Source organism: Enterococcus sp. DIV1315a, from assembly GCF_051712325.1.
In the GTDB taxonomy this organism is placed as follows: Bacteria; Bacillota; Bacilli; order Lactobacillales; family Enterococcaceae; genus Enterococcus; species Enterococcus faecalis.
This window is the reverse complement of sequence record NZ_JBIOOS010000001.1, coordinates 817,501-840,567: the sequence shown is the minus strand read 5'-3', so window position 1 is coordinate 840,567 and position 23,067 is coordinate 817,501. Positions and strand designations below refer to the sequence as shown.

Here is a 23,067-nt window from a genome sequence, read left to right as displayed (position 1 = left end):
AAAAAGCGCAGCACTCACTACTGAATATCTGCTAAAATTTGCCTGATAATCTGCTTTTCAGACAGTTGTTCAGATAACCGCTTTTCTCCCGGAAGCTCTAAATAATCTTCTGGTAGCCACCAACGTTTCATTTCCACGACACCAAATTCTTGATTCTTGTTTCTCTGGCTATGTCTTTTCAGCGTTTCTTCAAAAGAAATATCAAAATAATAAACCTGAACGTTTCCTTCAAAGAGATGGATTATTTCCTGAAAAAAGGAATGATAAATAGCTTTTTGAAAAATCCCTTCAACAATCACATACTGGCATTCTTGATACCCAAAAGCTACCAACTGTTTTAACAAAGCAATACTTAGATTACCTGTTTCATCTTTAACACGAAGCATTTCTCTGCGCACCACATCTTGAGAAATCAATAACGATTGTTCTTTAAGACACTGATGAAGCGCTTTAGCTATCGTTGTTTTACCACTACCAGAATTACCACGTAAAATAATTAATTTCGGTTGCATCTGTTTCCCTCCATTTTCTTGATTGTTGAAAACCAGCAGAAAAGAGCAAAAAACTTGGAAAAAACTCTCCAAGTTTTGCTGTTATTTTGATGAATGTTTCGTTGAATCTCGCTGAATGAATTCCGTTCCGACAATAATTTTTCTAGGAACTGGTGGGGTATTCAAGCATAACTCTTTCATTGTCTCAACGGCTAGCTCACCCATCCATTCAGTATGAACTTTAACTGTTGTTAATGTTGGTGAAACATATTTTGCGACACTAATATCATTAAAACCAATGATAGAAATATCTTCTGGCACACGAATGGCTGCTTCTTGTAACGCCCGCATCGCGCCAATTGCCAACGTATCACTTGCAGCGAAAAAAGCGGTTGGACGAGTGTCCGCTTTTTCAATAAAGTCTTTCATCGCTTGATAGCCTTCTTCAACAGAAAAAGCTGCTTCGACAACCCATTCTTGATGATAAAGGTCCAGATCTTTTAAGGTTTCTTTAAAAGCGACAAAACGTGGATCAACCAATGCCACGTGGGACTCTTTCGTATATTCTTGCCCAGAAAGCATACCAATTTTCTGATGCCCTTGCGCCAAAAATTCTTGCACAATTGTTTTAACACTTCCAGCAAAATCAACAACAATGGAGTTTTGGCCAAAAGCCATTGCATCAAAGTCTACAAATAGAAGAGGTGCGCCTAAGGCGGCTAAGGCCGCCACTTGCTTTTCATCAAATTTTCCTAGGGCAATTGTCCCATCAAATCTTTTTTGAGACAGGTTTGTCAGAGATTCTTTGACTAAAAGAAAACCCAATTCCTCTGCCCGCTTTTCAACACCTAAACGAATCGATAAATAGTAAATATCATCCAGTTCTTCTGGATCGCTGAACCATTGGACAAACCGAATTTTCTTTTTTCCTGCTTGTTTTTTTCTGGCTCGCTTTTTATAATTTAACGTTTCTGCTGTTTCAAATATTTTCTTCTTCGTTTCATCACTAACTGATAATGTTTCATCATAGTTCAAAACTCTCGAAACTGTCGCTGAAGAAACACCGACTTGCTCTGCTATATCTTTAATGGTTACGATGTTCCTCACCTCAAACTAATCATTTTCTATACATTGAATAAATCGTTCAAAAGCACGACGACCTTCTTCGTCACGTTTAAAGACGCCGGCATCTGTTAAAATTTGAACAAAAATTGTCCCAATTCCTTGTTGGATCACTTCTTTGACATTGGCTTCAGTGATGGTTTGCTGACTGAGTTCATCCGCCCAAGCTCGATGACTTTCAGCAATTTGATTGGGTTGCTTTAATAAATACTTTTCGACTTCTCTTAATTCTTGTGCCAGCCTTGGTGGCAAAATAGCTAGTCCCATTACTTCAATTAAGCCAATATTTTCTTGCTTAATATGTTGTACTTCTGGATGTGGATGAAAAATGCCATCTGGAAATTCCTCCGAAACATTATTATCTCGTAAAACTAAATCCAATTCAAATAATGACCCTTTGCGTCGGGCAATTGGCGTAATCGTATGATGCGGTGTGCCATCTTCTGAATAGGCCCGAACTGAGACACGTTCATCAGAATAATTGCGCCATTTGGTCAAAATTAATTCGGCCGCCTCAACTAGTTCCTCTTGACGATCACTTTGAAGACGAATCACAGACATCGGCCATTTTAAAATACCAGCAGTTATCTCAGGATATTTTTTCAAAGAAAATCTTTTTTCCATTGGTGCTAAATCCATTGGAAATGTATGACGTCCTGCTTGGTAATGATCATGAGATAAAATAGAACCACCAACAATTGGCAAATCTGCATTAGAGCCCACAAAATATTCAGGGAATAACTCCGTAATTTTAAGGAGTCGCTGGAACGTTTTTTTCTCGATTTTCATTTCTCGATGTTGTTGGTCCAAGAAAATCGCATGCTCATTATAGTAAGCATATGGCGAATATTGAAAGCCCCAAGCTTCGTCCTCTAAATTTAGTCGGATAATCCGATGGTTTGTCCGTGCTGGATAATTTACACGGCCATAATAGCCTTCATTCTCCATACATAACATACACGCTGGATATTTTTTTTGACTCATTTTCTTTTCAGCCAAAATTTTTCGAGCATCCTTTTCTGGCTTCGATAAGTTAATGGTAATTTCTAGTTTACCATAGGGTGAGTCCATTGGGAAAATAATATTTTTGGCGATTGCTTTCGTTTTAATGTAGTTATTCGTTTTACATAACTGATAAAAATAATCCGTTGCTTTTCGTGGAGACTCTTGATAATAATCCATAAACTTCTGATTAATGATGGTTGGGGTCGGCGTAATAAAATCCATTAACTCCGCTTCTAGTTGTTCTGCTTCCGTAATTGAGTCATCGATTTGGTGATTGGCTTGTGCAATGTTTAAAAGATGTTCCACCACACGCAACGGTTCTTGCTCACAAGCAACCGCTTCTGGTTGTTCAAAAAAATCACAGCCAACTAGTTTGGCAATCCGATTCGTCAAATAATAGCGGTCTGTTTCCGTCCAATCGCCATTTTCTATGATTATCTCTACAAATGCAGCAATCCATTTACTACTTTCTTTCATCATCTGATGTTCTCCTATTCATTATAGCCTTGAGGATGTTTCACATGCCATTGCCAAGCGGTGGCGATAATATCCTTGACCTCAGTTACTTCTGGTTGCCAGCCTAAAACTCGTTTGGCTTTTTCACTAGAAGCAATTAACGTACTAGGATCCCCTGCTCGGCGTGGCGCGATTGTTGCAGGAATTTCTTGACCTGTCACTTCGCGAGCAGCATCTAACATTTCTTTAACAGAATAGCCGTTGTTGCTACCAAGGTTAAAGACGTCACTTTCGCCGCCATTTTTCAAGTATTCTAAAGCCAAAATATGTGCTGCAATCAAGTCTTCAATGTAAACATAATCTCGAATGCACGTGCCATCTGGTGTATCATAATCATCCCCAAAAATACTTAGCTCTGCTCGTTGGCCCAATGCCACTTGTAAAATAATTGGCACAATATGCGTTTCTGGCGTGTGATCCTCACCAATTGAGGCATCTTTTTTTGCTCCTGCAACATTAAAATAACGCAAAGCAACATATTTCATTCCATAAGCGTTGTCGCACCATTTCATGATTTTTTCCATCATTAATTTACTTTCCCCATACGGGTTTTTAGGATTCGTTGGGGTTTCTTCTGTAATAGGCATTGCTTTTGGTTCGCCATAAGTGGCCGCTGTGGAAGAAAAAACAATATGTTTCACTCCAAATTCTTGCATGACTTCCAAGGCAATTTGAGTGCCGTGAACATTGTTATTGAAATACATTAAGGGTTGCTCCACGGATTCTCCTACTAAAGAATTGGCCGCAAAGTGCAACACCCCTTCAATTGATTCCTTTTCAAAGACACTACGTAAAAAAGTTTTATCACGAATATCGCCTTCATAGAAAGTCGCTTGTTCATGAACTGCTGAACGATGTCCCGTTAATAAATTATCAACAACAACAATGGCATATCCTTTTGAAATTAATTGATCGACGGCATGTGAGCCAATGTAGCCTGCGCCGCCTAATACTAAAATAGACATTTAAAGCCTTCCTTTCTAAAATAACTTTCTGGCACCGTCATCAATTGATGCAGGATAAAAATCAGCAGCATAGCCAATTTTATCTTGATAACTCTGGCCAACAGCTTCAATAAATGCATCTATATTTTGCTTTGGTACCAAAGCAATACTACAACCGCCAAACCCTGCACCAGTCATCCGTGCGCCCAAAACGCCTGGTTGTTCTTGCGCACAAGCCACTAAGGTATCTAACTCAATGCCAGTTACTTCGTAATCTTCTTTTAACGAACGATGTGAGGCATTTAATAATAAGCCAAATTCTTCCAAATCCCCTTCAGTTAGCGCTTGTTTTGCCAATAAAGTTCGTTCATTTTCTGTGACGGCATGACGCGCTCGTTTAATCAACGTTGGATCTCCAATCAATGCTTGATATTGGTCAAATGTCTCGCTGTCTAATTCACCTAAAAATTCAATAGATAACTCTTTTTGAAGCAAACGAACGGCTTCTTCGCATTCTGCACGGCGTTCATTATATTTTGAATCTGCTAATTCACGACGTTTGTTAGTATTCATAATAACAATCGTATACTCACCTAGTTTGGCGGGAACCATTTCATAGTGCATATTATTGGTATCTAGTAGAATAGCTTGATCTTTTTCTCCCATCCCTACGGCAAATTGGTCCATAATTCCTGAATTAACGCCAATAAATTCATTCTCCACTTTTTTACCGATTTGCACCAATTCAAGCATTGGACAGTGTAAAGCATATAAATCATTACAGATCGTCCCCATTAAAAGTTCAATAGAAGCAGAAGAAGACAAGCCAGCACCATTAGGAATCGTACCGTAGAAGAGCACATCTAAGCCAGAATCAATATTGTGTCCGCTTTCAATCAAGTAATTTAAAACACCTTTAGGATAATTTGCCCAATCATCTGAATCTGAATAGGCTAAATCTTCTAATGTAAATTCGATGAGACCAACCTCTTTAAAATTATCAGAAAACATCCGAATTTTTTGGTCGTCTCTTTTTCTTGCCACACCAAATGTCCCTAAAGTAATAGCCGCTGGGAAAACATGACCGCCATTGTAATCTGTATGTTCACCAATCAAATTAATTCTTCCAGGGGCAAAATAACAGGCTGTCCCTTTCTCACCAAATATTTCTACAAATCGATTCATTAACAGTTCTTCCATCACTAATCGCTCCTTTCACTAGTAAACAAATTGTATAATATTTACTAAACTTTTGCAAATATTTACTTAACATTTTCTTAATTGTCATTTTGATTGAAAACGTGTACAATACAATTAAATAAAGATTTATTTTCTTAGTGTTTCTTTTCGACTATTTAAATAATCTAAACAACAAAGTTAAATTTACTAAATATTTACTTGAAGGAAGGATTGATTATTTTGACTATTTCAACTGAATCATTTGGACAAGGAATGTTTCTTTACACACTGACGAATAAAAATGGTGTGACTTTAAAAGCAACAGATTTTGGTGCGCGAATTGTTGCGCTCGACGTTCCTCTTACAAAAAATGAATCCCGATCACTCGTGCTAGGCTTTCCCTCAGCAGATGAATATTTGTCTAAAGACTTATATTTTGGTGCAACAATTGGTCGAACAGCTGGTCGAATTGCCGATGGCTCCTTTAAACTAGCGGGTAAAACGTATCAAACGATGATTAATACTCCTACTCAAACAACACTTCACGGCGGCACACCTGGGTTTGAAAGTAAAAAATGGCACAGCGAAATCCAAGAGGCACAAGTGAATCCTTCTGTGAAATTTTGGCTAGAGAGTCCTGCTGGTGAAAATGGTTTTCCTGGAAATCTCACTGTTTCAGTCACGTATACATTGACTGAAGAAAATGAATGGCAAATTGAGTATCAGGCAACTACAGATGAACAAACACTTTTTAATCCAACCAATCATGTCTACTTTAATTTAACTGGAAATCCCGCAATCCCCATTGATGCGCATGAGTTACAAATAAATGCCCAAAAGTATGTCCCGCTTGATGAAAGAGTTTTACCGCTTGGAGAATTAGCTTCCGTCGACCAGACAGCTTTTGATTTACAAAAACCTAAAAAATTAGCTGAGATTTTTTCAAGTAACGATGAACAAATCCAAAAGATGAACGGCTTCGATCACCCTTTCATCTTAACCAATCATGATTTAATTAACCCAGATGTTATCTTAAAAAGTCCTACTAAAGATATCACCTTAGAAATGTTCACTGATCAACCTTCAGTTGTTATTTTTTCAGCAAATTTTGCTGATGACGGTCCCGATATTCAAGGGCAAAAATTAGTCAATCACGGAGCGCTCACATTTGAAACCCAAGTCTGTCCTGGTGCTGAAAGATTTCCGTTGTTCGGTTCTATCACCCTCTCACCTGAACAGGAATTTCACTCAACGACCCGTTTCAAACTAATTTATTAAGTGAAATTATGCTCTTAACCAAGCTTATCTTCGAACTAAAAAAGATAAGAATGGTTAAGAGCACTTCTATTATTTGACATTTTTAATCGCTCCATTTACACTATTTTCAATTAGAAAGGTGGTGATGTCTATGTATGCAATCAAATTTTTTCATGGCTATTTAACTGCAGATGGTAAACGTACGCGAGATAAATCAGGTTGTTTAGTTTACCACTCTGAAAAAGAAGCACAAAAATTAGCAGATAAAATTGGCGGGAGAGTTAAAAAAATTGGATAACCTTAGGTAAAGGATAGATAAGCAAGGCTATTTTGCTATCTGTCCTTTTTTATTTTACATATTCCTCGACTTATTGTATTAATTTGATACAATAGAGAAAAAGCCTAAAGGAGCGCTTACATGAAACAAAATGACTTTGATTATATGCAAATGTTAAAAGGTGAATTATATTACGCCCCCACCATTTTACCCGAAAATAAATCAACAAAAGGCAAGGTGTTAGCTCAAAAAATCAATCAACTTCCTATCGATAATGTGAAAGAAATTGTGGCCCTAGAAAAAGAATTATTAGGAAAAACTGGCAATGAGTTATATATCACCCCACCCCTCTATGTAGATTACGGTCGCCATATTGAGGTAGGAGAAAATTTTTATGCAAATATGGATTGCATTTTTTTAGATGTAAACAAAATCATCTTCGGTGATAATGTCATGGTTGGCCCTCGTGCTAGTTTTTATACTGCCGGCCATCCAATTGATCCAACGATTCGAACTGCAGAATTAGAATTCGGGACGCCAATTATTGTTGAAGATAACGTGTGGATTGGCGGAAGTGCCACCATTTTACCTGGCGTTACAATTGGAAAAAATGCTATTGTCGCTGCTGGTGCTGTGGTTACAAAAGACGTTCCTGCCAACACGATTGTTGGGGGTAATCCAGCAAAAGTCATTCGCAAAATTGATGAAAACGATCAGCAATTTTGGACAGAAAAGCAACGGCAGTATCAAATCGCTAAGAAGCAATTCTTTCATGAATAAAAAATCCCCAATCCAATGAAAATAACGGATTGGGGATTTTTTATTTTAATCTTCTTCATAATAATTAAACATCCAATGGATGCCAAACTGATCTTTTAGGGAACCATACTTTTTGGACCAAAAAGTTTCAGATAATGGCATTGTAACAGTGCCACCTTCAGATAATCGTTTAAATAAGCGATCAATTTTTTCATCATCATCTGTGCTAACCACGAGCGAAAGGTTATTTCCTTCCGTAACTTCAAAACCAAACATATCAGGAACATCTGAAATCATTACATAGGTTCCTTCAATAATGATACTTGCGTTCATCACTAAATCCTTCATCTCGTCGTTTATAGGATGCTCAGGATCTTCAGGTGCTTCGCCAAAAGTCATTAAATTTTGACATTTTGTATCAAAAACATCTTCATAGAACGCAATTGCTTCTTTTGCTTCACCTTTAAAATTTATATACAGCTCTAACAAATGACTCACCTTCTTTCATGATCAAATTTTATACTTTATTTTCTCATGATTTGTCAGAAAGCAAAAATAGTCTGCTTAAAAATCTGATTTTTCTAGTAACAAGGTAACAAATTTTTCCAAATACAGTTGGTCAACCGCATCATAGCTATTTGTTACACCACTATCAATATCTAAAACACCGACCAATTGATGATTTTTTACCATCGGTACAACGATTTCAGACATCGCAGCTGAGTCACAAGAAATATAATTGGCGTGTGTCTTCACGTTATCAACAATCAATGTAGCTTGTTTTTCCGCGGACTCACCACAGACACCTTTGCCCATTTTAATTCTGGTACAAGAGACTTTCCCTTGAAAAGGACCCAAAACTAATTCTTCATTTTTATATAAATAATACCCAGCAAAAACGGTATCTGGTAATGTTTGTGCAAGTAACGCAGACGAGTTTGCTAAATTTGCAATAGCATCCGTTTCTATTTCTAACAAACCGCTCAATTGTTGTAAGCACAATTCGTAGGCTGCTTTTTTGTTTTCTCTCGTTTGTTCAGTCATGCTTGGTTCATCTCCTTCATTTTGTCTTATTATAAAGGAAGATACGCAAAAGTGCTATGTTAAAGTGAGTCAAACAAACTTGAAACGCTGATCCACGTTGTGAGCAGAAGCACTTTATAAGGATTAAACTGTGACGAGTAACCGCTAGACTGACACTATGCGTTGCTCAGAGCTGAACCTTGTTTCCTCTGTTTGGCTTTTTAGCATTCTATTTCTACCTAATTTTAAAGCAAGTTAAACCCATTGTCCTTTCAACATAATCTGGCGTTTCTGTGGTTTTCTAGCAATCACTTCTGCTGTAGAAGCTGCTTCTGTAAAAATAAAGTTTGCTTCGTCGCCTTCTGTAAACCAAAGGCGTTCTTCTTCAAATGAAAAAGGTGCTTCTTTGCCGCAGCCATGGACGTAAGCTTGAGTAAGTTGCTCTTCTGTAATCTTTCCTGTCATTTCACAAAAATTACGTAATTTTTCAAATAAATCACCTGAAACATTAGAACTCCAAGAGTCAAAAAAGCCATCACTACCTAAATGAACCGATACACCAGCTTGGCGTAACACATCAATTGGTGGCAATAAATAACGAGGATCATAGGGAATTGTAGACATAATCGCCGTTTGATGCGTTGCCAAGCGTTGGTATAGTTTTTCTTTTTCTGCTGGTCGTACATCTAGCAGCGCAAAGGCGTGACTGATAGCGGTTCGCTGAGTAAATTTTCGTTCTTCCAAAATGTCTAAAAATTTATCAATTGTATAAACGCCAACTTCCCCCGTATCATGCAAGTGGATATCGATTCCTACTTGAAATTCTTCTGCCAGATCGAAAATAGTTTCTAAAGATTCTTCAATTGCATAATCAATGCCTGCAGGATCTAAACCGCCGACCATTGTTCCACCATTTTTTAGAGCTTCTCTCATGAGTAAAACCGTTTGGGGATTTTTTAATAATCCATGCTGTGGAAAGACAACAATATCATAATCAATCACATGCGCATATTTTTCTAAGGCTCTTTTGACGCCCCAAAAGTTTTCTAGTTCTACATAAGGATCAATGTTGACATGTGTCCGAATATAAGAGGCTCCATACCCAATCAATTTTTCAATCATGGCCGTCGCTCGTTGTTCTGTTGACGGAGCTAACAATTTAAGTTCACTGGCTTCGTCTGCTAAACGCTCTTTTAAATTCTTAACAGGTTGGCTAGCGCGCCAGCCTAATGAAAGGTAGGTTTTATCTAAGTGATTATGGCTCTCTTGAAAAGCGGGAATAGCCAGTTGTCCGTTTAAATCAGTGCCTTGTTGCTTTTCAGTGACTTGATTTTGCGGAATAATCGCTTGGATTTTGCCTTCTTGAATCGCTAAAGTATAGCGTGAGGTTTTAGTATACGTTAATTCGTGGTGGTCTTTAGCAAAACCAGTTTCTAAACGAACATTATTCAAATAAACAATGGATGTTGTCATTCTCTTTCCCCCTTTTGAACGGCTTCAACCAGTTGTCCTTTTAGTATCAGTTGTTGGATTGGCTGTTGGCGTGCAATCACGTGAGCAGTGCTCTCAGCATTAAATAGTAGGAAATCTGCAGAATCGCCGACGTTAGGCCAAACTCGCTGCCCGTTAGGATCAAGAGGCGTTACAAAATTACTCGCTAAGCCCCATAAACGATTCAAGCGATACTCATCGCTAATTTTAAATCTTTGAGCGGCTGTATTTAATTTTTCTATTGTATTGCCACTGCCAAAAGGCGACCAATGATCCGTCAAACTGTCATGAGCCACGGAGATCTTAACACCTTGTTCAACCAAGGTTGGAATCGGCATGGTGGGCATTCCAATTGGTACAGTCGAAGTCAAATCAATACCTGTTTCGATGAATTTTTGCGCAATGTCTCTAATTGCTGCTTCTTCTAAGCTCCCTAAGGCTAAAGCATGACTTAAAGTGACTTTGCCAAACATCTTTGCTTGTTCTGTATAATCAACAAATTTATTAAATTCATAAAGTCCCAAAGTATCACGGGCGTGTAAATGAACATCAATTTTTTTATTAAATGTGGTAGCTAATTCAAATATTTTTGCGATTGAATGATTCACATGACGATCCACAAGGGCTGGATCAACGCCGCCGACATGAGTTGCCCCCATGCGTAAGGCTTCGCGCATCAAAGGTTCGACTTGTGAGCGGAGTAATCCGTGTTGAGGAAAAGCCACAATTTCATGAGTAATGTATTGTTCATATCGACTAAATGCTTCTTTAGTGATTTCAATATGTTTCGTTCCAATAGATGGATCTACATTACAATGACTGCGAATATGATAATGGCCTTGTTGAATATACTGCTCAATAACTTGGCAAGCACGTTCTAAACTAGTTGGTAATTGTTCAGGCAACAGCCAAGTTTCTTCTTCAATACGTGTTAAAATTCCTTTCGTTAGTGGACGACAGGCCTTCCAAGGTCCCCCAAAATACGTTTTATCAATATGAATATGCATTTCTCTTAGAGCAGGTAAAACGAGTTGCTGATTCACATCGATAACTGTTTCGTTCTCTAAAGGCCTTAACTGCGGTGCGACCGCAGTACAGACCTCGTTTTCAATTCGAATATCATAGCTAGCTGTTTCTGTCGCAACAATTCGCTGATTCACAGTAGAAAATCCTGTTTCTAATTTACAGTTTTTTAAAAGCATGACAAACCCCTTCCTACCTTCATTCAATTAGTTAACATAAGCCCATTTTAAACTGTACGTAGGTCCAAATGAATGCCAATACAGATCCTTGATTTTTTGATTAGCTAATACAGAAATGCTTCTATTGTAGATTGGTGCTAAAACCGTTTCCTGATTCACCAAAATATCTTGTGCTTGAGCAAAGTCATTTAAACGAGCCTCTTGATCAGCCGCATGTGTTGTTCTAGTCTCTTGGATTAATTGATCATACGTATCACTCTTGAACGTTACGCCGCCCAAGGTACTATCCGAAGTAAAGATGCGCATAACTGTTAATGGATCACGATAATCGGTTCCCCAACCAGATAATTCTAAATCATAGTCTCTCGTTTGATCACGATCAACACGAATAGTAAAAGGAACTTGAGTAACATTCACTTCTAATCCATCTAGATTTTCTTCCAATTGAAATTGGAAAAACTCAGCAGCTTTTTTGGCGCTGTCTGTATCATCTGTTAAAAATTCTAATTTGATTTTATCCAGCCCAATTTCTTTTTTCCCTTTTTCCCAGAATTCTTTTGCTTTCGCTGTATCGTAGGTTAAGTAGCTATTTTTCTTAGCAGCTAGTTTTGTGAAATCTGTTCCATCTGGCGCAATCGTTTGCCCCGGCGGAATTACTTGATCTGTAGCCGTGGATTGATCTTGCAAGACTTCTTTTACAAAACTTTCTTTATCAAAAGCTTGTGCCAACGCTTTACGAATATTGTTGTTCGCTAAAGCCGGATTTTCTTTTCCATCACGAACACTGTTCATTTTTAAAAAGTATGTGACGAATTGAGGAATTGAAAGAAAGGCTGGATTATCAACATAACCAGGAATAAATTCACCACTTAGCTTATTCACTACATCCAATTCATTCGAGTCAAACAAATTCACCGCTGTCGTTGGGCTCTTAATTACTGAAACTTTCGCTTCTGTTAATTTAACTTTTTCAGCATCCCAATACGTATCATTTTTTTCGTAGGTCCAGTCATCGGAAGAGGCATTATCCCATTCTTTCAATTTAAAAGGACCATTATAAATCAAATGTTCTGCATCAGTGGCATATTTATCCCCTTGTTCTTTGATATATTTTTCATTTTGTGGAAACAAAACAGGAAACGAAAGTAATGATTTCAAATAAGGGGTGGGCCGTTCTAAAGTTATTTCTAACGTTTTATCATCTAGCGCCTTAACCCCAAGAGTATTCACATCTGCGCCTTCTAAAGCAATTTCCTTAGCATTTTTAATGACATCAAAAAATAACGCTTGATGAATCGACCCTGATTTAGGGGAAGCAACTTGTTGCCATGCATAAACAAAGTCATTTGCTGTCACTGGATCATCGTTCGACCATTTGGCATCTTCTCTAATCTTAAATGTATAAACGGTTTCATCTTCAGAAATCGCTGGTTCTTCGGCAGCGACCCCCAACTCTAATTCATCTTCTTTACCTAAAACATAGAGTCCTTCATAAACTTGATTCATGACTAAAGTCGAGGTCGTATCCCCCGCTGTGTGTGGTTCCATTGTCGAAATAGCCGCTTCAGAACTAATTGCAATTTTTTGTTCCGCTGCTTTGTTACTATCAGCCGAGTTTCCCGTTCCCGCCTGACAAGCCGTTAAAGCTAAAAGCAAACCGACGCATCCTAACATTTTTAATTTCTTCATACCGATCCCTCCATTTTACAAACTATAACCTTCAAAGTTACCAGAATTTTCTGATAAAATATAGAAAAAGAAGCATATCTGATAAGAGTCTCAAAAAACTTACAGATTATAGAAATACTTGAGAAATTTAAAGTAGCTGAAACAATAGTAAAAGCATTAAAAATTAAGTATACTATTGCTATATCTTTAAACGATGCGTTTCTATAGGTTGTAAGCGCTGATTGTTCTTATTTGGTCATTTGTGACTACCAATCACGTGATGACTTGGAACTTTTTTCTATTAGTATAAGGATACCTTATTTTCCCTAAAATAGTTTTGTAACATCTTACAATAAATACACTTAATTTTTAGATAATTCATACAAAAGGAGGCCTTGCTAATGATGACGGTCAATGATCTACTCCATGCAGAAGAACTACCTGGTTTAACCTTATTGACGCACGAGACCAATTTAGATGCGCCAATTCTACAAGCAAATATTTTAGAAAATCCTGATGCTTTTGACTGGTTAACGCCAGGAGAAATTTTATTAACTACCGGCTATATTTTCAAAGATCAGCCTTGCTTGCAAAAACGTCTTATTCAAGAACTAGCAAATATGAACTGCGCTGCTCTAGGCTTTAAAGTCCAACGTTATTTCAATGAAGTTCCACAAGAGATGATCCAATTAGCGAATGACGTCGGATTACCAATTCTCTCAATCCCTTATAATTACAACTTTTCTCAAATTATTTCATTGGTCAATCGCCGAGTCAATCAACCTGACGAAACGATTAGCCAACATTCTGTTCATATGCATAATAAATTTTATACAATTATCAAAGCTGGCGGAAAAAGTACCCAATTACTGGAAGTATTAAGTGCCGCGATTCAAGCGCCTGTAATGCTTTTAGACGAGCGTTTTCAGATTATGAATCATTTTGATTTACCTGATGCGCCAACAAGAATCACCAGTATTTTAAATAACGCGACTCTCAAAAAACAGTTTGAGACAGCTTTAAAAGCCCAGAACAATGAGCTCCTATTATTTTATAAAGAACCATTGACTGTTGAATTTTCCTTAGCGAACCATCAGTTATCTTTGCGAATTTTACCCATCAAAAAGAAAAATCTCAGCTTATCTTACTTAGTGATTTGGCAAACTACCAAAAAATTACAGACGATTGATTTATTATCTGTGGAGGTCTGTGCTCACTACCTTTTACCACAACTTCAATTAGAATCTTCGGAAAATTTAACAACGAGGCAAAAGATCGGGGCGCTGTTTCAAGACCTTATCCAAGAAAAAAATACCAATCCTCAAGCTTGGCAAGAATTTAGTAATTATCTGCAATTAAATGAAAAAGATACATTTAGTCTCTTGCTTGTAGCCATTGAACAATTGGAACAACTGTTTAATCCGACTATTCAAATGAATAGCATTGGCCATCAATTGAATCATATTTTAGAAGGATATCGACAAAAAATTACTGCCTTTCCTACACAAACTGGCTTTATTTTATTACTAGAAAATCCAGCACAAGAGGAAGCCACCTACCTTGCACAAACCACTCATCTTGCCAAGAATTTACTAGAGCAACTAATGAAACTGAATCCAAAATTATCATTTAAATTAGCGATTGGGCCAACTGTCAAAAAAATCACCAATCTGTGTGATTCTTATAAATTAGCACAAGAAACATTCCACTTAGCACAAGCAAGTCAAGAATTACAACAACGAACTATTTTGAATTATGACGACCTCTTTTTTTATCGTTTAATGATCGAAACCCTGACTAAACAAGCCAAACAAAAAATATATCAACGATTGATTGAACCATTAGAAAAAGAAGATCAAAAACATGAAAGTTCCCTACTAGAAACCATCAATACCTACTTTCAATCGAATAAAAATATTTCGTTGACTGCCACAAATATGTATGTACATCGTAATACAATTATTTACCGCTTAAAAAAAATAGAAGAGATTCTTCACTTAACTTTAGAATTTCCTGATAGTTCGCTACAACTAAGTTTGGCTGTTTATTTATACAAACAAAAATTACTATAAAAAAGCCACCACGAATAGTAAATCGTGGCGGCTTTTTTAACTGTTTCAATTTTGTTAGCGAATAATCATTACAGAAATTGGGGCATATCGAGCCATATAAGCTGCTTGGCTACCAAAAAAGCTTTTTAATTTGCTAGTTGACTTGGAGCCAATAATTAACAAATCTGGTTTATTCAAAGGAATAAGCTTATTAATAATTAATTCTCCTGGGTTCCCTTCATTGACAATTACACTTACTTTATCGATGCCATTCGCTAACGCTTCTTGTTGATATTTTTCCGTTTGTTTCTCTAATTTCGCCAACTGTTCTTGCCAATAATTTTTATCTAACGATTGGTAAACATTAATCTCTTTCTCTTCTAAAATCGAAACAATAACCAATTCAGCTTGTTCTTCTTTTGCTTTTTGGATAGCATAATGAAATGCTTTTAACGCATCTGGCGACTCTTCAACACCAACCATAATTTTTGAAAATTTCATTATTTAACCTCCTCTACTTGTTGCTCCATAGCTGCAAGCTGCTGTGCATATCGTTTATCGCCGTTATATAATTCCACAACCGTCCAAACTAACAAGAGGATGACGAGTGCTATGATGACATAAGCAATATTATCGGCTAACGTAATTTGACTCGCTGTCGGATTATCACCGAAGAATCCTTCAATTTGATCAGGTAAGCCTTTCATATTGAGGTAAATTAAGCCAATGACAGAAACCCAGCCTAATAATTTAATTAACCACGAGTTTTTAAAATGTTCACCCATTTCAACACGGCTATCTGTAAACATCAGTAAAGGCAACATCGAAAATGGCAAAGCAAATGCTAGAAAAACTTGTGAATTGTTCATTAAATTATTAATCGCGATATGCTCTTCCACTGTACTTTTCCCGCTGGTCATTAAAACACAGATTAAGACAGGAATAACAGATAACAAACGTGTGACCATCCGACGTAACCAAATTGGTACGCGCATATGAATAAACCCTTCCATAATAATTTGACCAGTTAAGGTTCCTGTAATTGTTGAATTTTGTCCTGATGCCAATAAGGCTACCGCAAATAAAATTGATAAAATTCCAGAACCTGCAATATGCGCTAAAATAGAATTACTCATAACCGCTGGATTTGATAAAGCATCAAACAAACCAAAGAATGAAGGATCTTTGACACTGCCGGATTTAAAAACGGCCACACCCATAATCAATAACAAAGAGTTAACAAAAAATGCCATCGTTAATTGAATATTAGAATCCCAAGTTGAAAAGCGTAAAGCGCGTTGAATATCGGTTTTATCTTTACGATCAATTTTACGACTTTGCACAACAGAAGAATGTAAATACAAATTATGAGGCATCACTGTTGCACCAATAATCCCCAATGCACCTGTCAGTGGCGTTTGCCCATTCACCGCATGCGATGTAGAAAAAGCTTCTGCGCTAGGAACCAGCCCTTTAATTACATCTCCCCATACTGGATTTGACAATGCCACTTGATAAGCAAAAATCACAAAAATAACAACAATTAAAGCAACAACAATAGCTTCAATTTTTCTAAAACCAATTTTTGTCAATAACAACAAAAGTAAAACATCAAATACCGTAATAAAGACAGCCAGACCTAAAGGAATATGAAATAATAAATATAAGGCAATTGCGCCCCCGATAACTTCAGCGATATCTGTAGCCATAATTGCTAACTCTGTTAAAATCCATAATACAATACCTAACGTCTTACTAGTTCTAGCACGAATCGCTTGTGCTAAATCCATCTGTGAAACAATGCCTAATTTAGCAGCCATATATTGGAGCAACATTGCAATCAAACTGGAAATTAAAATAATCGACATCAATAAATATTGAAAATTTTGTCCCCCAGTAATTGAAGTAGACCAGTTTCCTGGATCCATATACCCCACTGCTACCAATGCTCCTGGACCTGAGTAAGCAAATAACGTTTTCCAAAAACTCATATTTTTAGGCACGTCGATGGTGCCATTAATTTCTTCAAGCGAAGGACCATTTGCATATTCAATCAAATGATGTCTTTGCTTTGGTTCATGTTCTTCTGAATTTTTCAATTCAATTCCTTCTTTCGTTTTGCAATAATTTTAAAAGGCCCTTCCTGTTAGAAGGTTAACCTCTAATATATTTTAGGTACACCTAAAATATACTGCTAAAAATAACAAAATGCAAGACTTGAAAGAAAATTTTGACAGTGTAAAAATAGGTTGTCGTAAATGTGCGATCTTAAAGTTTGAAGAAATTAGGGTAGCTGGTAGTTGATTATCTTAAGAAGTAGAAAATAAAGGACCTAAGTCATTTCGGCTTAGGTCCCTTATTTTGTTTTTATTCGGTTACTCTATTAAGAATGGTTGCTACAATTTCTGTCGTGTCAGCTGAATGATTTCTAAAAATCTCGGTAAACTGAATCTGACGAAAACCTTCAAGTACTTCGGGCAACTTATTCTTCCCCCATTCAAAAGTTCCATCATTTCTTTTCAATAATCTTTGTAAAATTTCTTCTTTCTCGACCGCTAACAAAAAATGACAAACGTTAATGCCTGCTCTTCTCAAATAACCAATCAGCTCTTCTTCATATTCTTTTTTATAAAGGGTCATTGGAACAATAATCGGCCGTCCAGACTCTTTGGACATTCGTTTTAATAAATGAGCATTCCAGCAACGCCATTCCTGATAATCTTGAAAATCATTTTCTTTCATTTCTTCGGGAACTAACTCCATCAATGCACTACCAATAATTTCTGGATCATAAATGATTGCGTTGGGAAGTTTTTGTTGTAACTCATGTGCAATGGTCGTTTTTCCGGCTCCAAACGCACCGTTTAACCAAATAATCATCATAATTTCCTTTCTTCTGAACAAATTTCTTTGTTGTTTAATTTAGGTGCTAGATTACTTTTAATTTTTTTAGCCATTCACGTATAGTTACTACTTACATCTTTAACAGTAAACGAGACAAACTAAAAATACAACATCCTACGCTATTAACCTCGGGTTATATAACATACTCATCTGATAATTTCTCCCTAAAAAAACAGAATGTGGGCAATCTTTTTAAGAATCATTGAATAGAATAACAACAAACAGTAATTCAGGTATAACCAGCTAGAAATTGTTTTATTTTTAGTCACGAGTATGATAAGCATGTAAATCAAATAGAATCATATTAGGTGAGGTTACTCTGAAGAACACAGGTTATCGCTCGGAAATGTCGAGAGACAGTAACGAGTAAAGCAGGGATTGTCGAATTAAGGCTTTCCTAAGATAACTAGAATTTTTTTCTTACGTCTCAGAAAGCCAAAGCTCAATTATTGTGATTACCCTATAATCTTCTTTTATTCGGCGACCTCTTTAATATGATTAATTGGAGGTTTTTAAATTGAAAGCTGTCACTGCATCATCTAAGAAAAATACCCTACTTGCTAAAAGTATCGGGAATCTTACCTTGCTCATCATTTTAGGCATTTTCATTTTTATCATCGTCTTCTCTTGGCTAAAAATGAATCGCCCTCTCCACACCCTTCCCTCAGAAGAATTCCTCGCAACACCAAGTAAAACAGATGATTTCTTATCTCCATCAAATCTTTTTTACTTTTCAATTCGAACCATGTTTCGAATGATTGTGGGGATGGCTTGGTCCTTCCTGTTTTCCTTTGTTTTTGGTATTTTAGCCGTAAAATATAAAACGGCACGAAGAGTCATTTTACCATTAGTTAATTTCCTTGAATCTGTTCCATTGCTAGGTTTTTTGACCTTTACAACTGCTTGGTTACTTGGTTTATTTCCAGGAAATGTGATGGGCGCAGAAGCGGTTGCTATTTTTGCCATCTTCACAGGTCAAGCTTGGAACATCATGTTGACTCTTTATCAAATAATGGAAGTTATTCCTTCAGATCTAGTCAATGTGACCGATCAGTTCAAGTACAATGCTTGGGAAAAATTTTGGCGGCTTGAATTTGTTTACTCAATTCCTGGCTTACTTTGGAACGTTATTATTTCTCAAACTGCGGCTTGGTTTGCCTTGGTGGCCAGCGAGCAAGCTTCTGTTGCCTTTCCTAAAGAAACCAACCTTTATTTACCAGGAATTGGTTCTTATATCCAAGTAGCATTAAATCGAGCCGACTTTAAATCCTGTTTATGGGCTGTTTTTGCCTTATTAATCAATGTGGTGATTTTAAACTTTTTAGTTTTTCAACCTTTAGTTCGAGCCACTTATTATTTTAAATATGAAACAGATGTCGAAAGTACGACGCCACCTAAATCCATCATTTATCATTTATTAAAAAAAGCAACTTTAACGAAATACTTTTCAAAAGCTTTTGTGAAATTCAGTCATTTTTGGATTTACGATTTACCAAAAGTTTGGTACTTTTTCAAGCTAGACTATCTCTATCGATTACTAGCAAAATTACGCCATTTCTTCAAAACATTATGGTATGTCAGCTTAACCATTATTGGGGTTTATTGTTCTATTAAGCTCTATCATTTCTTGCCCCATCAAGATTTCAGCATGATTCCTAGATTAACCCTTTATACTACACTACGGGTTACCTTGGCTATGGTCGTTGCTGGCATTATCTTTACTCCCTTAGCAATCTGGGTTGCGAATGATAATCGGCGCTTAAGTATCGTTCAACCGATTGGACAAATTTTAGGCTCCATTCCGTCAAATGTTTATACTCCATTCATTGTGTTGATTATTAGTATGGGCTTCAACAAATTAGAATGGTGGATTTTACCACTCATCATGGTTGGTTGCCAATGGTATTTTTTCTTTAATGTAATTGCTGGCTACTTAGCCATCCCTGATGATATTCGTGACGTGACCAAACTTTTTAAATTATCTAAATGGCAATGGTGGACAAAATTTTTGATCCCTTCTATTTTACCTTACCTCATTACAGCAATTATTAACGCTGCTGGTGCTGCTTGGAACGCTGATATCGCAGCAGAAAGCATTCAATGGGGCAAAAAATCAATAGATGTTACTGGCCTAGGACAATATATTGCGGCAAACGATGGCGTAAAAGATAAATCTGCCTTAGGAACCTTAGCGATGTGTTTCGTTGTTGGTTTATGTATCGCCTTTGTTTGGCAACCTTTATATCGAGCAGCAAAACAAAAATTTCACTATTAATAGCTGGACGACTCAACTCGACTAAATTTTTAAGATAAACTAGAGAGGAGAACGATAGGTGATTTACCTTGACCTATCTAATAAGACGATGGAAAATAAAGAATTATTAAGCATAAAATCAGTATATAAAGAATTTGAAATTGAAGGACATTCAGAACATTTAAAAGTCCTTGAAAATATTGATTTAACAGTTAAAACGAATGAATTTTTAAGTATTATCGGACAATCAGGAACAGGAAAATCAACGTTGCTCAGAAGTATCGCTGGACTTCTTCGTACAACTAGAGGTGAAATTACTTTTGAAGATAAAATCATTAATGAGCCTGATGCCAATATCGGCATGGTTTTTCAACATTTTGCCCTTTTTCCTTGGTTGACAGTTGAAAAAAATATCAGCTTTGGCTTAGAAAACCGTAAAGAAATTTCCCGTGAACAAATAAACAAAAGAGTCAGTAATCTCATTGAAATGATTGGTTTAACTGGTTTTGAAAAAGCTTATCCCAGAGAGTTATCTGGTGGAATGAAACAGCGTGTAGGCTTTGCTCGTGCTTTAGCCATCGAACCTAGCTTATTGCTCTTAGACGAACCTTTTTCAGCTTTAGATATCATTACAGCCAGCCAATTATCTAACGATTTATTAGAAATTTGGCTAAACAATCAAATTGCGACTAAATCAATTGTGATGATCACGCATGATGTCCAACAAGCAGTTCAACTTTCTGATCGGGTTGTATTAATGGATGCAAATCCTGGTCGTATTGCCAAAATTTACTCAATCGATATCCCCAGAAATCAACGTTCGCCAAAAACAACCATTGATATTGTAGAACAAATAACAGAAGAAATGGTTCGTCGCATTCATTTGTAAATAGAACTGTTTTGACTTCTGCTTATGTCTTGACAAAGAGTTACTTAAAAGACTATTATTTCTTTGTAATAAGTTAGGTGAGGCTCCTATACAAACATAGGCTATTGCTCAGAAATGTCGAGAGACACCAATGAGTAGAACAAGACTGGTCGAGGAAAAGGCTTTTCTCAAAATAGCTAAGAGTGATCTTTACGTTGTATAGTGCTAAAGCTCAACGTTCATGTTGATGTATCTTTTTAGTCTCTAGTCAATCAGTTAAGTACTTTTATTTAAAATTAAGAGAGGAGTGAAAGTATGACTACTATGTTAGCAATCATTGGAACTGTTGCAATCATCACAGTTCAAGTTATTGAATATAATATGACAGAAATTCATATTCCTACTGCAGGAACATTTAATGACGATGATGCAGAACCCCCACATTCTTCTGTAATCCTTGTATTTATTCGCACTATACTTATCACTCTCTCACTTAACTTTCCATCTCATTTTTTTGAGATGGTTTTTTTATGTATTCGAGAAAATAATAAACAAAAAAGACTGTTAAATCAATGATTTAACAGTCTTTAGTATACCGGCGGCCGGGGTCGAACCGGCACTCCCGTGAAGGAACTGGATTTTGAGTCCAGCGCGTCTGCCAATTCCGCCACGCCGGCAAGATATTTTGGAAGGCGGTAACCGGATTTGAACCGGTGATGAAGGTTTTGCAGACCTCTGCCTTACCACTTGGCTATACCGCCATATTCCATTTTTGTTACAAAAAAACTGGGGTAGCTGGATTCGAACCAACGCATGACGGAGTCAAAGTCCGTTGCCTTACCGCTTGGCTATACCCCAATAAAATTACAAAGGGCGACCGATGGGAATCGAACCCACGAATGCCAGAGCCACAATCTGGTGTGTTAACCACTTCACCACGATCGCCGTAATTTTAAAAAGTGTATCTATTAAATAATTAAATGGCAGGGGCAGCAGGAATTGAACCCACACCAACGGTTTTGGAGACCGTTGTTCTACCTTTAAACTATGCCCCTAAAATGGAGGAAAGTGGATTCGAACCACTGAACCCTAAGGAACGGATTTACAGTCCGTCGCGTTTAGCCACTTCGCTATTCCTCCATAAATGGCGTGAGACAGAGTCGAACTGCCGACACACGGAGCTTCAATCCGTTGCTCTACCAACTGAGCTACCACGCCTAAAACAAAAGCTTGTTCAAATAATTTTCAAGTAACAACATTAAATGGCGGTTCCGACGGGATTTGAACCCGCGATCTCCTGCGTGACAGGCAGGCATGTTAACCCCTACACCACGGAACCAACCGAGTAATGGAGGTTAACGGGATCGAACCGCTGACCCCCTGCTTGTAAGGCAGGTGCTCTCCCAGCTGAGCTAAACCTCCAAAAAGGAATGTTACTATTAAAATAAATGACCCGTACGGGACTCGAACCCGTGTTACCGCCGTGAAAGGGCGGTGTCTTAACCGCTTGACCAACGGGCCAGTTTGTAAATATGAAACGGAGAGTAAGGGATTCGAACCCTTGAGACAGTGTTTACCGCCTACATGATTTCCAATCATGCTCCTTCGGCCTCTCGGACAACTCTCCATAGCTGAAAGAAGCACATACTCGTGATATTTCATATGTTAAACTCCGGCAGTAGGACTCGAACCTACGACATCATGATTAACAGTCATGCGCTACTACCAACTGAGCTATGCCGGAATAATCGCGTGGCGACGTCCTACTCTCACAAAGGGAAACCCTTCACTACAATCGGCGCTAAGAAGCTTAACTTCTGTGTTCGGCATGGGAACAGGTGTATCCTTCTCGCTATCGCCACCACACTGGGTGTTGTTTCTTATTGAGTTGAATCTTCATTCACTCAAAACTGGATTGAAGTTTGAATCAAAATAACCAAGTTGCTTTTACTTATCCATTCTTTGGTTAAGTCCTCGACCGATTAGTATTGGTCCGCTCCAACTATCACTAGCCTTCCACTTCCAACCTATCTACCTGATCATCTCTCAGGGGTCT

The 23,067-nt window shown here is 37.3% G+C and carries 20 protein-coding genes, 12 tRNA genes, 2 rRNA genes and 2 riboswitches (1 of these 36 only partly in view); of the genes, 7 read left to right on the top strand and 27 right to left on the bottom strand.

The genetic code is table 11. The annotated features are described in order from the left end of the window. Window positions 1-17: 17 nt before the first annotated feature. Genes IGJ03_RS04080 through IGJ03_RS04060 form a run of 5 tightly spaced genes read right to left on the bottom strand, consistent with a single transcriptional unit; the run spans window position 18 to window position 5,278 of the window. Window positions 18-584, bottom strand: a complete 567-nt coding sequence (locus IGJ03_RS04080; protein ID WP_002408620.1) for a kinase — start codon at window positions 582-584, stop codon at window positions 18-20. A 9-nt stretch (window positions 585-593) separates the two neighbouring features. After that, a complete protein-coding gene (locus IGJ03_RS04075) occupies window positions 594-1,598 on the bottom strand; it encodes a LacI family DNA-binding transcriptional regulator (protein WP_074653268.1) in 1,005 nt (334 codons plus the stop codon). A 6-nt stretch (window positions 1,599-1,604) separates the two neighbouring features. Then, the gene (gene galT, locus IGJ03_RS04070; protein ID WP_002411158.1) at window positions 1,605-3,095 is read right to left on the bottom strand and encodes a UDP-glucose--hexose-1-phosphate uridylyltransferase; all 1,491 of its coding nucleotides are present in this window, start codon (window positions 3,093-3,095) and stop codon (window positions 1,605-1,607) included. A gap of 14 nt (window positions 3,096-3,109) precedes the next feature. Continuing rightward, the gene (galE, locus tag IGJ03_RS04065; RefSeq protein ID WP_375804671.1) at window positions 3,110-4,099 is read right to left on the bottom strand and encodes a UDP-glucose 4-epimerase GalE; all 990 of its coding nucleotides are present in this window, start codon (window positions 4,097-4,099) and stop codon (window positions 3,110-3,112) included. A 15-nt stretch (window positions 4,100-4,114) separates the two neighbouring features. After that, entirely contained in the window at window positions 4,115-5,278 is a 1,164-nt protein-coding gene (locus IGJ03_RS04060; protein ID WP_375804670.1) for a galactokinase, read from the bottom strand. 198 nt (window positions 5,279-5,476) lie between these two features. Here IGJ03_RS04060 and galM point away from each other — a divergent pair, with 198 nt between their 5' ends. The 3 genes from galM to IGJ03_RS04045 all read left to right on the top strand — a co-directional run bounded on the left by galM (window position 5,477) and on the right by IGJ03_RS04045 (window position 7,571). After that, entirely contained in the window at window positions 5,477-6,535 is a 1,059-nt protein-coding gene (galM, locus tag IGJ03_RS04055; RefSeq protein WP_375804669.1) for a galactose-1-epimerase, read from the top strand. Window positions 6,536-6,665: 130 nt separating this feature from the next. Further along, on the top strand, window positions 6,666-6,812 hold the full coding sequence (locus IGJ03_RS04050; RefSeq protein WP_002384758.1) for a hypothetical protein: 147 nt from the start codon (window positions 6,666-6,668) through the stop codon (window positions 6,810-6,812). Window positions 6,813-6,932: 120 nt separating this feature from the next. Further along, a complete protein-coding gene (locus IGJ03_RS04045; RefSeq protein WP_002365472.1) occupies window positions 6,933-7,571 on the top strand; it encodes a sugar O-acetyltransferase in 639 nt (212 codons plus the stop codon). A 45-nt stretch (window positions 7,572-7,616) separates the two neighbouring features. On the opposite strand, the gene IGJ03_RS04040 is transcribed toward IGJ03_RS04045, so the two are convergent. The 5 genes from IGJ03_RS04040 to IGJ03_RS04020 all read right to left on the bottom strand — a co-directional run bounded on the left by IGJ03_RS04040 (window position 7,617) and on the right by IGJ03_RS04020 (window position 12,955). Continuing rightward, a complete protein-coding gene (locus IGJ03_RS04040) occupies window positions 7,617-8,048 on the bottom strand; it encodes a VOC family protein (RefSeq protein WP_002390068.1) in 432 nt (143 codons plus the stop codon). Between the two features lie 66 nt (window positions 8,049-8,114). Beyond that, the gene (locus tag IGJ03_RS04035; RefSeq protein ID WP_002365470.1) at window positions 8,115-8,594 is read right to left on the bottom strand and encodes a GAF domain-containing protein; all 480 of its coding nucleotides are present in this window, start codon (window positions 8,592-8,594) and stop codon (window positions 8,115-8,117) included. 234 nt (window positions 8,595-8,828) lie between these two features. Next, on the bottom strand, window positions 8,829-10,046 hold the full coding sequence (locus IGJ03_RS04030; RefSeq protein ID WP_375804667.1) for an amidohydrolase: 1,218 nt from the start codon (window positions 10,044-10,046) through the stop codon (window positions 8,829-8,831). Beyond that, complete coding sequence (locus tag IGJ03_RS04025; protein WP_375804666.1) at window positions 10,043-11,293, bottom strand: amidohydrolase family protein; 1,251 nt, start codon at window positions 11,291-11,293, stop codon at window positions 10,043-10,045. Before IGJ03_RS04025 ends, IGJ03_RS04030 begins: the two co-directional genes overlap by 4 nt. After that, window positions 11,294-12,955: a peptide ABC transporter substrate-binding protein gene (locus tag IGJ03_RS04020; RefSeq protein ID WP_002406993.1), complete on the bottom strand. Its 1,662-nt coding sequence runs from the start codon at window positions 12,953-12,955 to the stop codon at window positions 11,294-11,296. Between the two features lie 380 nt (window positions 12,956-13,335). Here IGJ03_RS04020 and IGJ03_RS04015 point away from each other — a divergent pair, with 380 nt between their 5' ends. Next, window positions 13,336-15,006 (top strand): PucR family transcriptional regulator, encoded by a 1,671-nt coding sequence (locus tag IGJ03_RS04015; protein WP_002358159.1) that lies wholly within the window; start codon window positions 13,336-13,338, stop codon window positions 15,004-15,006. A gap of 54 nt (window positions 15,007-15,060) precedes the next feature. On the opposite strand, the gene IGJ03_RS04010 is transcribed toward IGJ03_RS04015, so the two are convergent. The 3 genes from IGJ03_RS04010 to IGJ03_RS04000 all read right to left on the bottom strand — a co-directional run bounded on the left by IGJ03_RS04010 (window position 15,061) and on the right by IGJ03_RS04000 (window position 17,868). Further along, window positions 15,061-15,486, bottom strand: a complete 426-nt coding sequence (locus IGJ03_RS04010) for a universal stress protein (protein ID WP_002358161.1) — start codon at window positions 15,484-15,486, stop codon at window positions 15,061-15,063. Continuing rightward, complete coding sequence (locus tag IGJ03_RS04005) at window positions 15,486-17,084, bottom strand: Nramp family divalent metal transporter (protein WP_113848388.1); 1,599 nt, start codon at window positions 17,082-17,084, stop codon at window positions 15,486-15,488. The genes IGJ03_RS04010 and IGJ03_RS04005 overlap by 1 nt, the downstream gene beginning before the upstream one ends. 268 nt (window positions 17,085-17,352) lie before the next feature. After that, complete coding sequence (locus IGJ03_RS04000) at window positions 17,353-17,868, bottom strand: AAA family ATPase (protein ID WP_375804665.1); 516 nt, start codon at window positions 17,866-17,868, stop codon at window positions 17,353-17,355. A gap of 314 nt (window positions 17,869-18,182) precedes the next feature. After that, a riboswitch (M-box (ykoK) riboswitch) is annotated at window positions 18,183-18,350 on the top strand. A gap of 41 nt (window positions 18,351-18,391) precedes the next feature. Between IGJ03_RS04000 and IGJ03_RS03995 the strand changes: the two genes are divergently transcribed. The 3 genes from IGJ03_RS03995 (at window position 18,392) to IGJ03_RS03985 (ending at window position 21,587) form a co-directional block, all read left to right on the top strand. Then, window positions 18,392-20,164 (top strand): ABC transporter permease subunit, encoded by a 1,773-nt coding sequence (locus IGJ03_RS03995; RefSeq protein WP_002384764.1) that lies wholly within the window; start codon window positions 18,392-18,394, stop codon window positions 20,162-20,164. An 88-nt stretch (window positions 20,165-20,252) separates the two neighbouring features. After that, the gene (locus tag IGJ03_RS03990; RefSeq protein WP_002360638.1) at window positions 20,253-21,032 is read left to right on the top strand and encodes an ABC transporter ATP-binding protein; all 780 of its coding nucleotides are present in this window, start codon (window positions 20,253-20,255) and stop codon (window positions 21,030-21,032) included. A 62-nt stretch (window positions 21,033-21,094) separates the two neighbouring features. Continuing rightward, window positions 21,095-21,262: riboswitch (M-box (ykoK) riboswitch) on the top strand. A 64-nt stretch (window positions 21,263-21,326) separates the two neighbouring features. Further along, window positions 21,327-21,587: a hypothetical protein gene (locus IGJ03_RS03985; protein ID WP_033595476.1), complete on the top strand. Its 261-nt coding sequence runs from the start codon at window positions 21,327-21,329 to the stop codon at window positions 21,585-21,587. A 17-nt stretch (window positions 21,588-21,604) separates the two neighbouring features. On the opposite strand, the gene IGJ03_RS03980 is transcribed toward IGJ03_RS03985, so the two are convergent. From IGJ03_RS03980 to IGJ03_RS03915, 14 genes are all read right to left on the bottom strand, one after another. After that, window positions 21,605-21,688: transfer RNA gene (locus tag IGJ03_RS03980), tRNA-Leu, on the bottom strand. A gap of 13 nt (window positions 21,689-21,701) precedes the next feature. Continuing rightward, a tRNA-Cys gene (locus IGJ03_RS03975) sits at window positions 21,702-21,772 on the bottom strand. Window positions 21,773-21,797: 25 nt separating this feature from the next. Beyond that, window positions 21,798-21,869 (bottom strand) — tRNA-Gln (locus tag IGJ03_RS03970). Window positions 21,870-21,883: 14 nt separating this feature from the next. Further along, window positions 21,884-21,956 (bottom strand) — tRNA-His (locus tag IGJ03_RS03965). Window positions 21,957-21,992: 36 nt separating this feature from the next. Then, window positions 21,993-22,066, bottom strand: a tRNA-Trp gene (locus IGJ03_RS03960). A gap of 4 nt (window positions 22,067-22,070) precedes the next feature. Further along, window positions 22,071-22,151, bottom strand: a tRNA-Tyr gene (locus IGJ03_RS03955). A gap of 5 nt (window positions 22,152-22,156) precedes the next feature. Continuing rightward, window positions 22,157-22,229 (bottom strand) — tRNA-Phe (locus IGJ03_RS03950). Between the two features lie 45 nt (window positions 22,230-22,274). After that, a tRNA-Asp gene (locus IGJ03_RS03945) sits at window positions 22,275-22,350 on the bottom strand. A gap of 10 nt (window positions 22,351-22,360) precedes the next feature. Beyond that, window positions 22,361-22,433 (bottom strand) — tRNA-Val (locus IGJ03_RS03940). 27 nt (window positions 22,434-22,460) lie between these two features. Then, window positions 22,461-22,532, bottom strand: a tRNA-Glu gene (locus tag IGJ03_RS03935). Between the two features lie 17 nt (window positions 22,533-22,549). Then, window positions 22,550-22,638: transfer RNA gene (locus IGJ03_RS03930), tRNA-Ser, on the bottom strand. A 43-nt stretch (window positions 22,639-22,681) separates the two neighbouring features. Then, a tRNA-Asn gene (locus tag IGJ03_RS03925) sits at window positions 22,682-22,755 on the bottom strand. A gap of 6 nt (window positions 22,756-22,761) precedes the next feature. After that, window positions 22,762-22,877 (bottom strand): 5S ribosomal RNA (gene rrf / locus IGJ03_RS03920). 96 nt (window positions 22,878-22,973) lie between these two features. Continuing rightward, window positions 22,974-23,067: ribosomal RNA gene (locus IGJ03_RS03915) — 23S ribosomal RNA — on the bottom strand; it runs 2,819 nt beyond the window's last position.

Coding starts and splice junctions, on each gene's coding strand:
- IGJ03_RS04045 (WP_002365472.1), top strand. CDS start 6,933: ATGAAACAAAATGACTTTGATTATATGCAAATGTTAAAAGGTGAATTA.
- IGJ03_RS03985 (WP_033595476.1), top strand. CDS start 21,327: ATGACTACTATGTTAGCAATCATTGGAACTGTTGCAATCATCACAGTT.
- galE (WP_375804671.1), bottom strand. CDS start 4,099: ATGTCTATTTTAGTATTAGGCGGCGCAGGCTACATTGGCTCACATGCC.
- IGJ03_RS04035 (WP_002365470.1), bottom strand. CDS start 8,594: ATGACTGAACAAACGAGAGAAAACAAAAAAGCAGCCTACGAATTGTGC.
- IGJ03_RS04050 (WP_002384758.1), top strand. CDS start 6,666: ATGTATGCAATCAAATTTTTTCATGGCTATTTAACTGCAGATGGTAAA.
- IGJ03_RS04000 (WP_375804665.1), bottom strand. CDS start 17,868: ATGATGATTATTTGGTTAAACGGTGCGTTTGGAGCCGGAAAAACGACC.
- IGJ03_RS04030 (WP_375804667.1), bottom strand. CDS start 10,046: ATGACAACATCCATTGTTTATTTGAATAATGTTCGTTTAGAAACTGGT.
- galT (WP_002411158.1), bottom strand. CDS start 3,095: ATGAAAGAAAGTAGTAAATGGATTGCTGCATTTGTAGAGATAATCATA.
- IGJ03_RS03990 (WP_002360638.1), top strand. CDS start 20,253: ATGGAAAATAAAGAATTATTAAGCATAAAATCAGTATATAAAGAATTT.
- IGJ03_RS04015 (WP_002358159.1), top strand. CDS start 13,336: ATGATGACGGTCAATGATCTACTCCATGCAGAAGAACTACCTGGTTTA.
- IGJ03_RS04010 (WP_002358161.1), bottom strand. CDS start 15,486: ATGAAATTTTCAAAAATTATGGTTGGTGTTGAAGAGTCGCCAGATGCG.
- IGJ03_RS04060 (WP_375804670.1), bottom strand. CDS start 5,278: ATGGAAGAACTGTTAATGAATCGATTTGTAGAAATATTTGGTGAGAAA.
- IGJ03_RS04020 (WP_002406993.1), bottom strand. CDS start 12,955: ATGAAGAAATTAAAAATGTTAGGATGCGTCGGTTTGCTTTTAGCTTTA.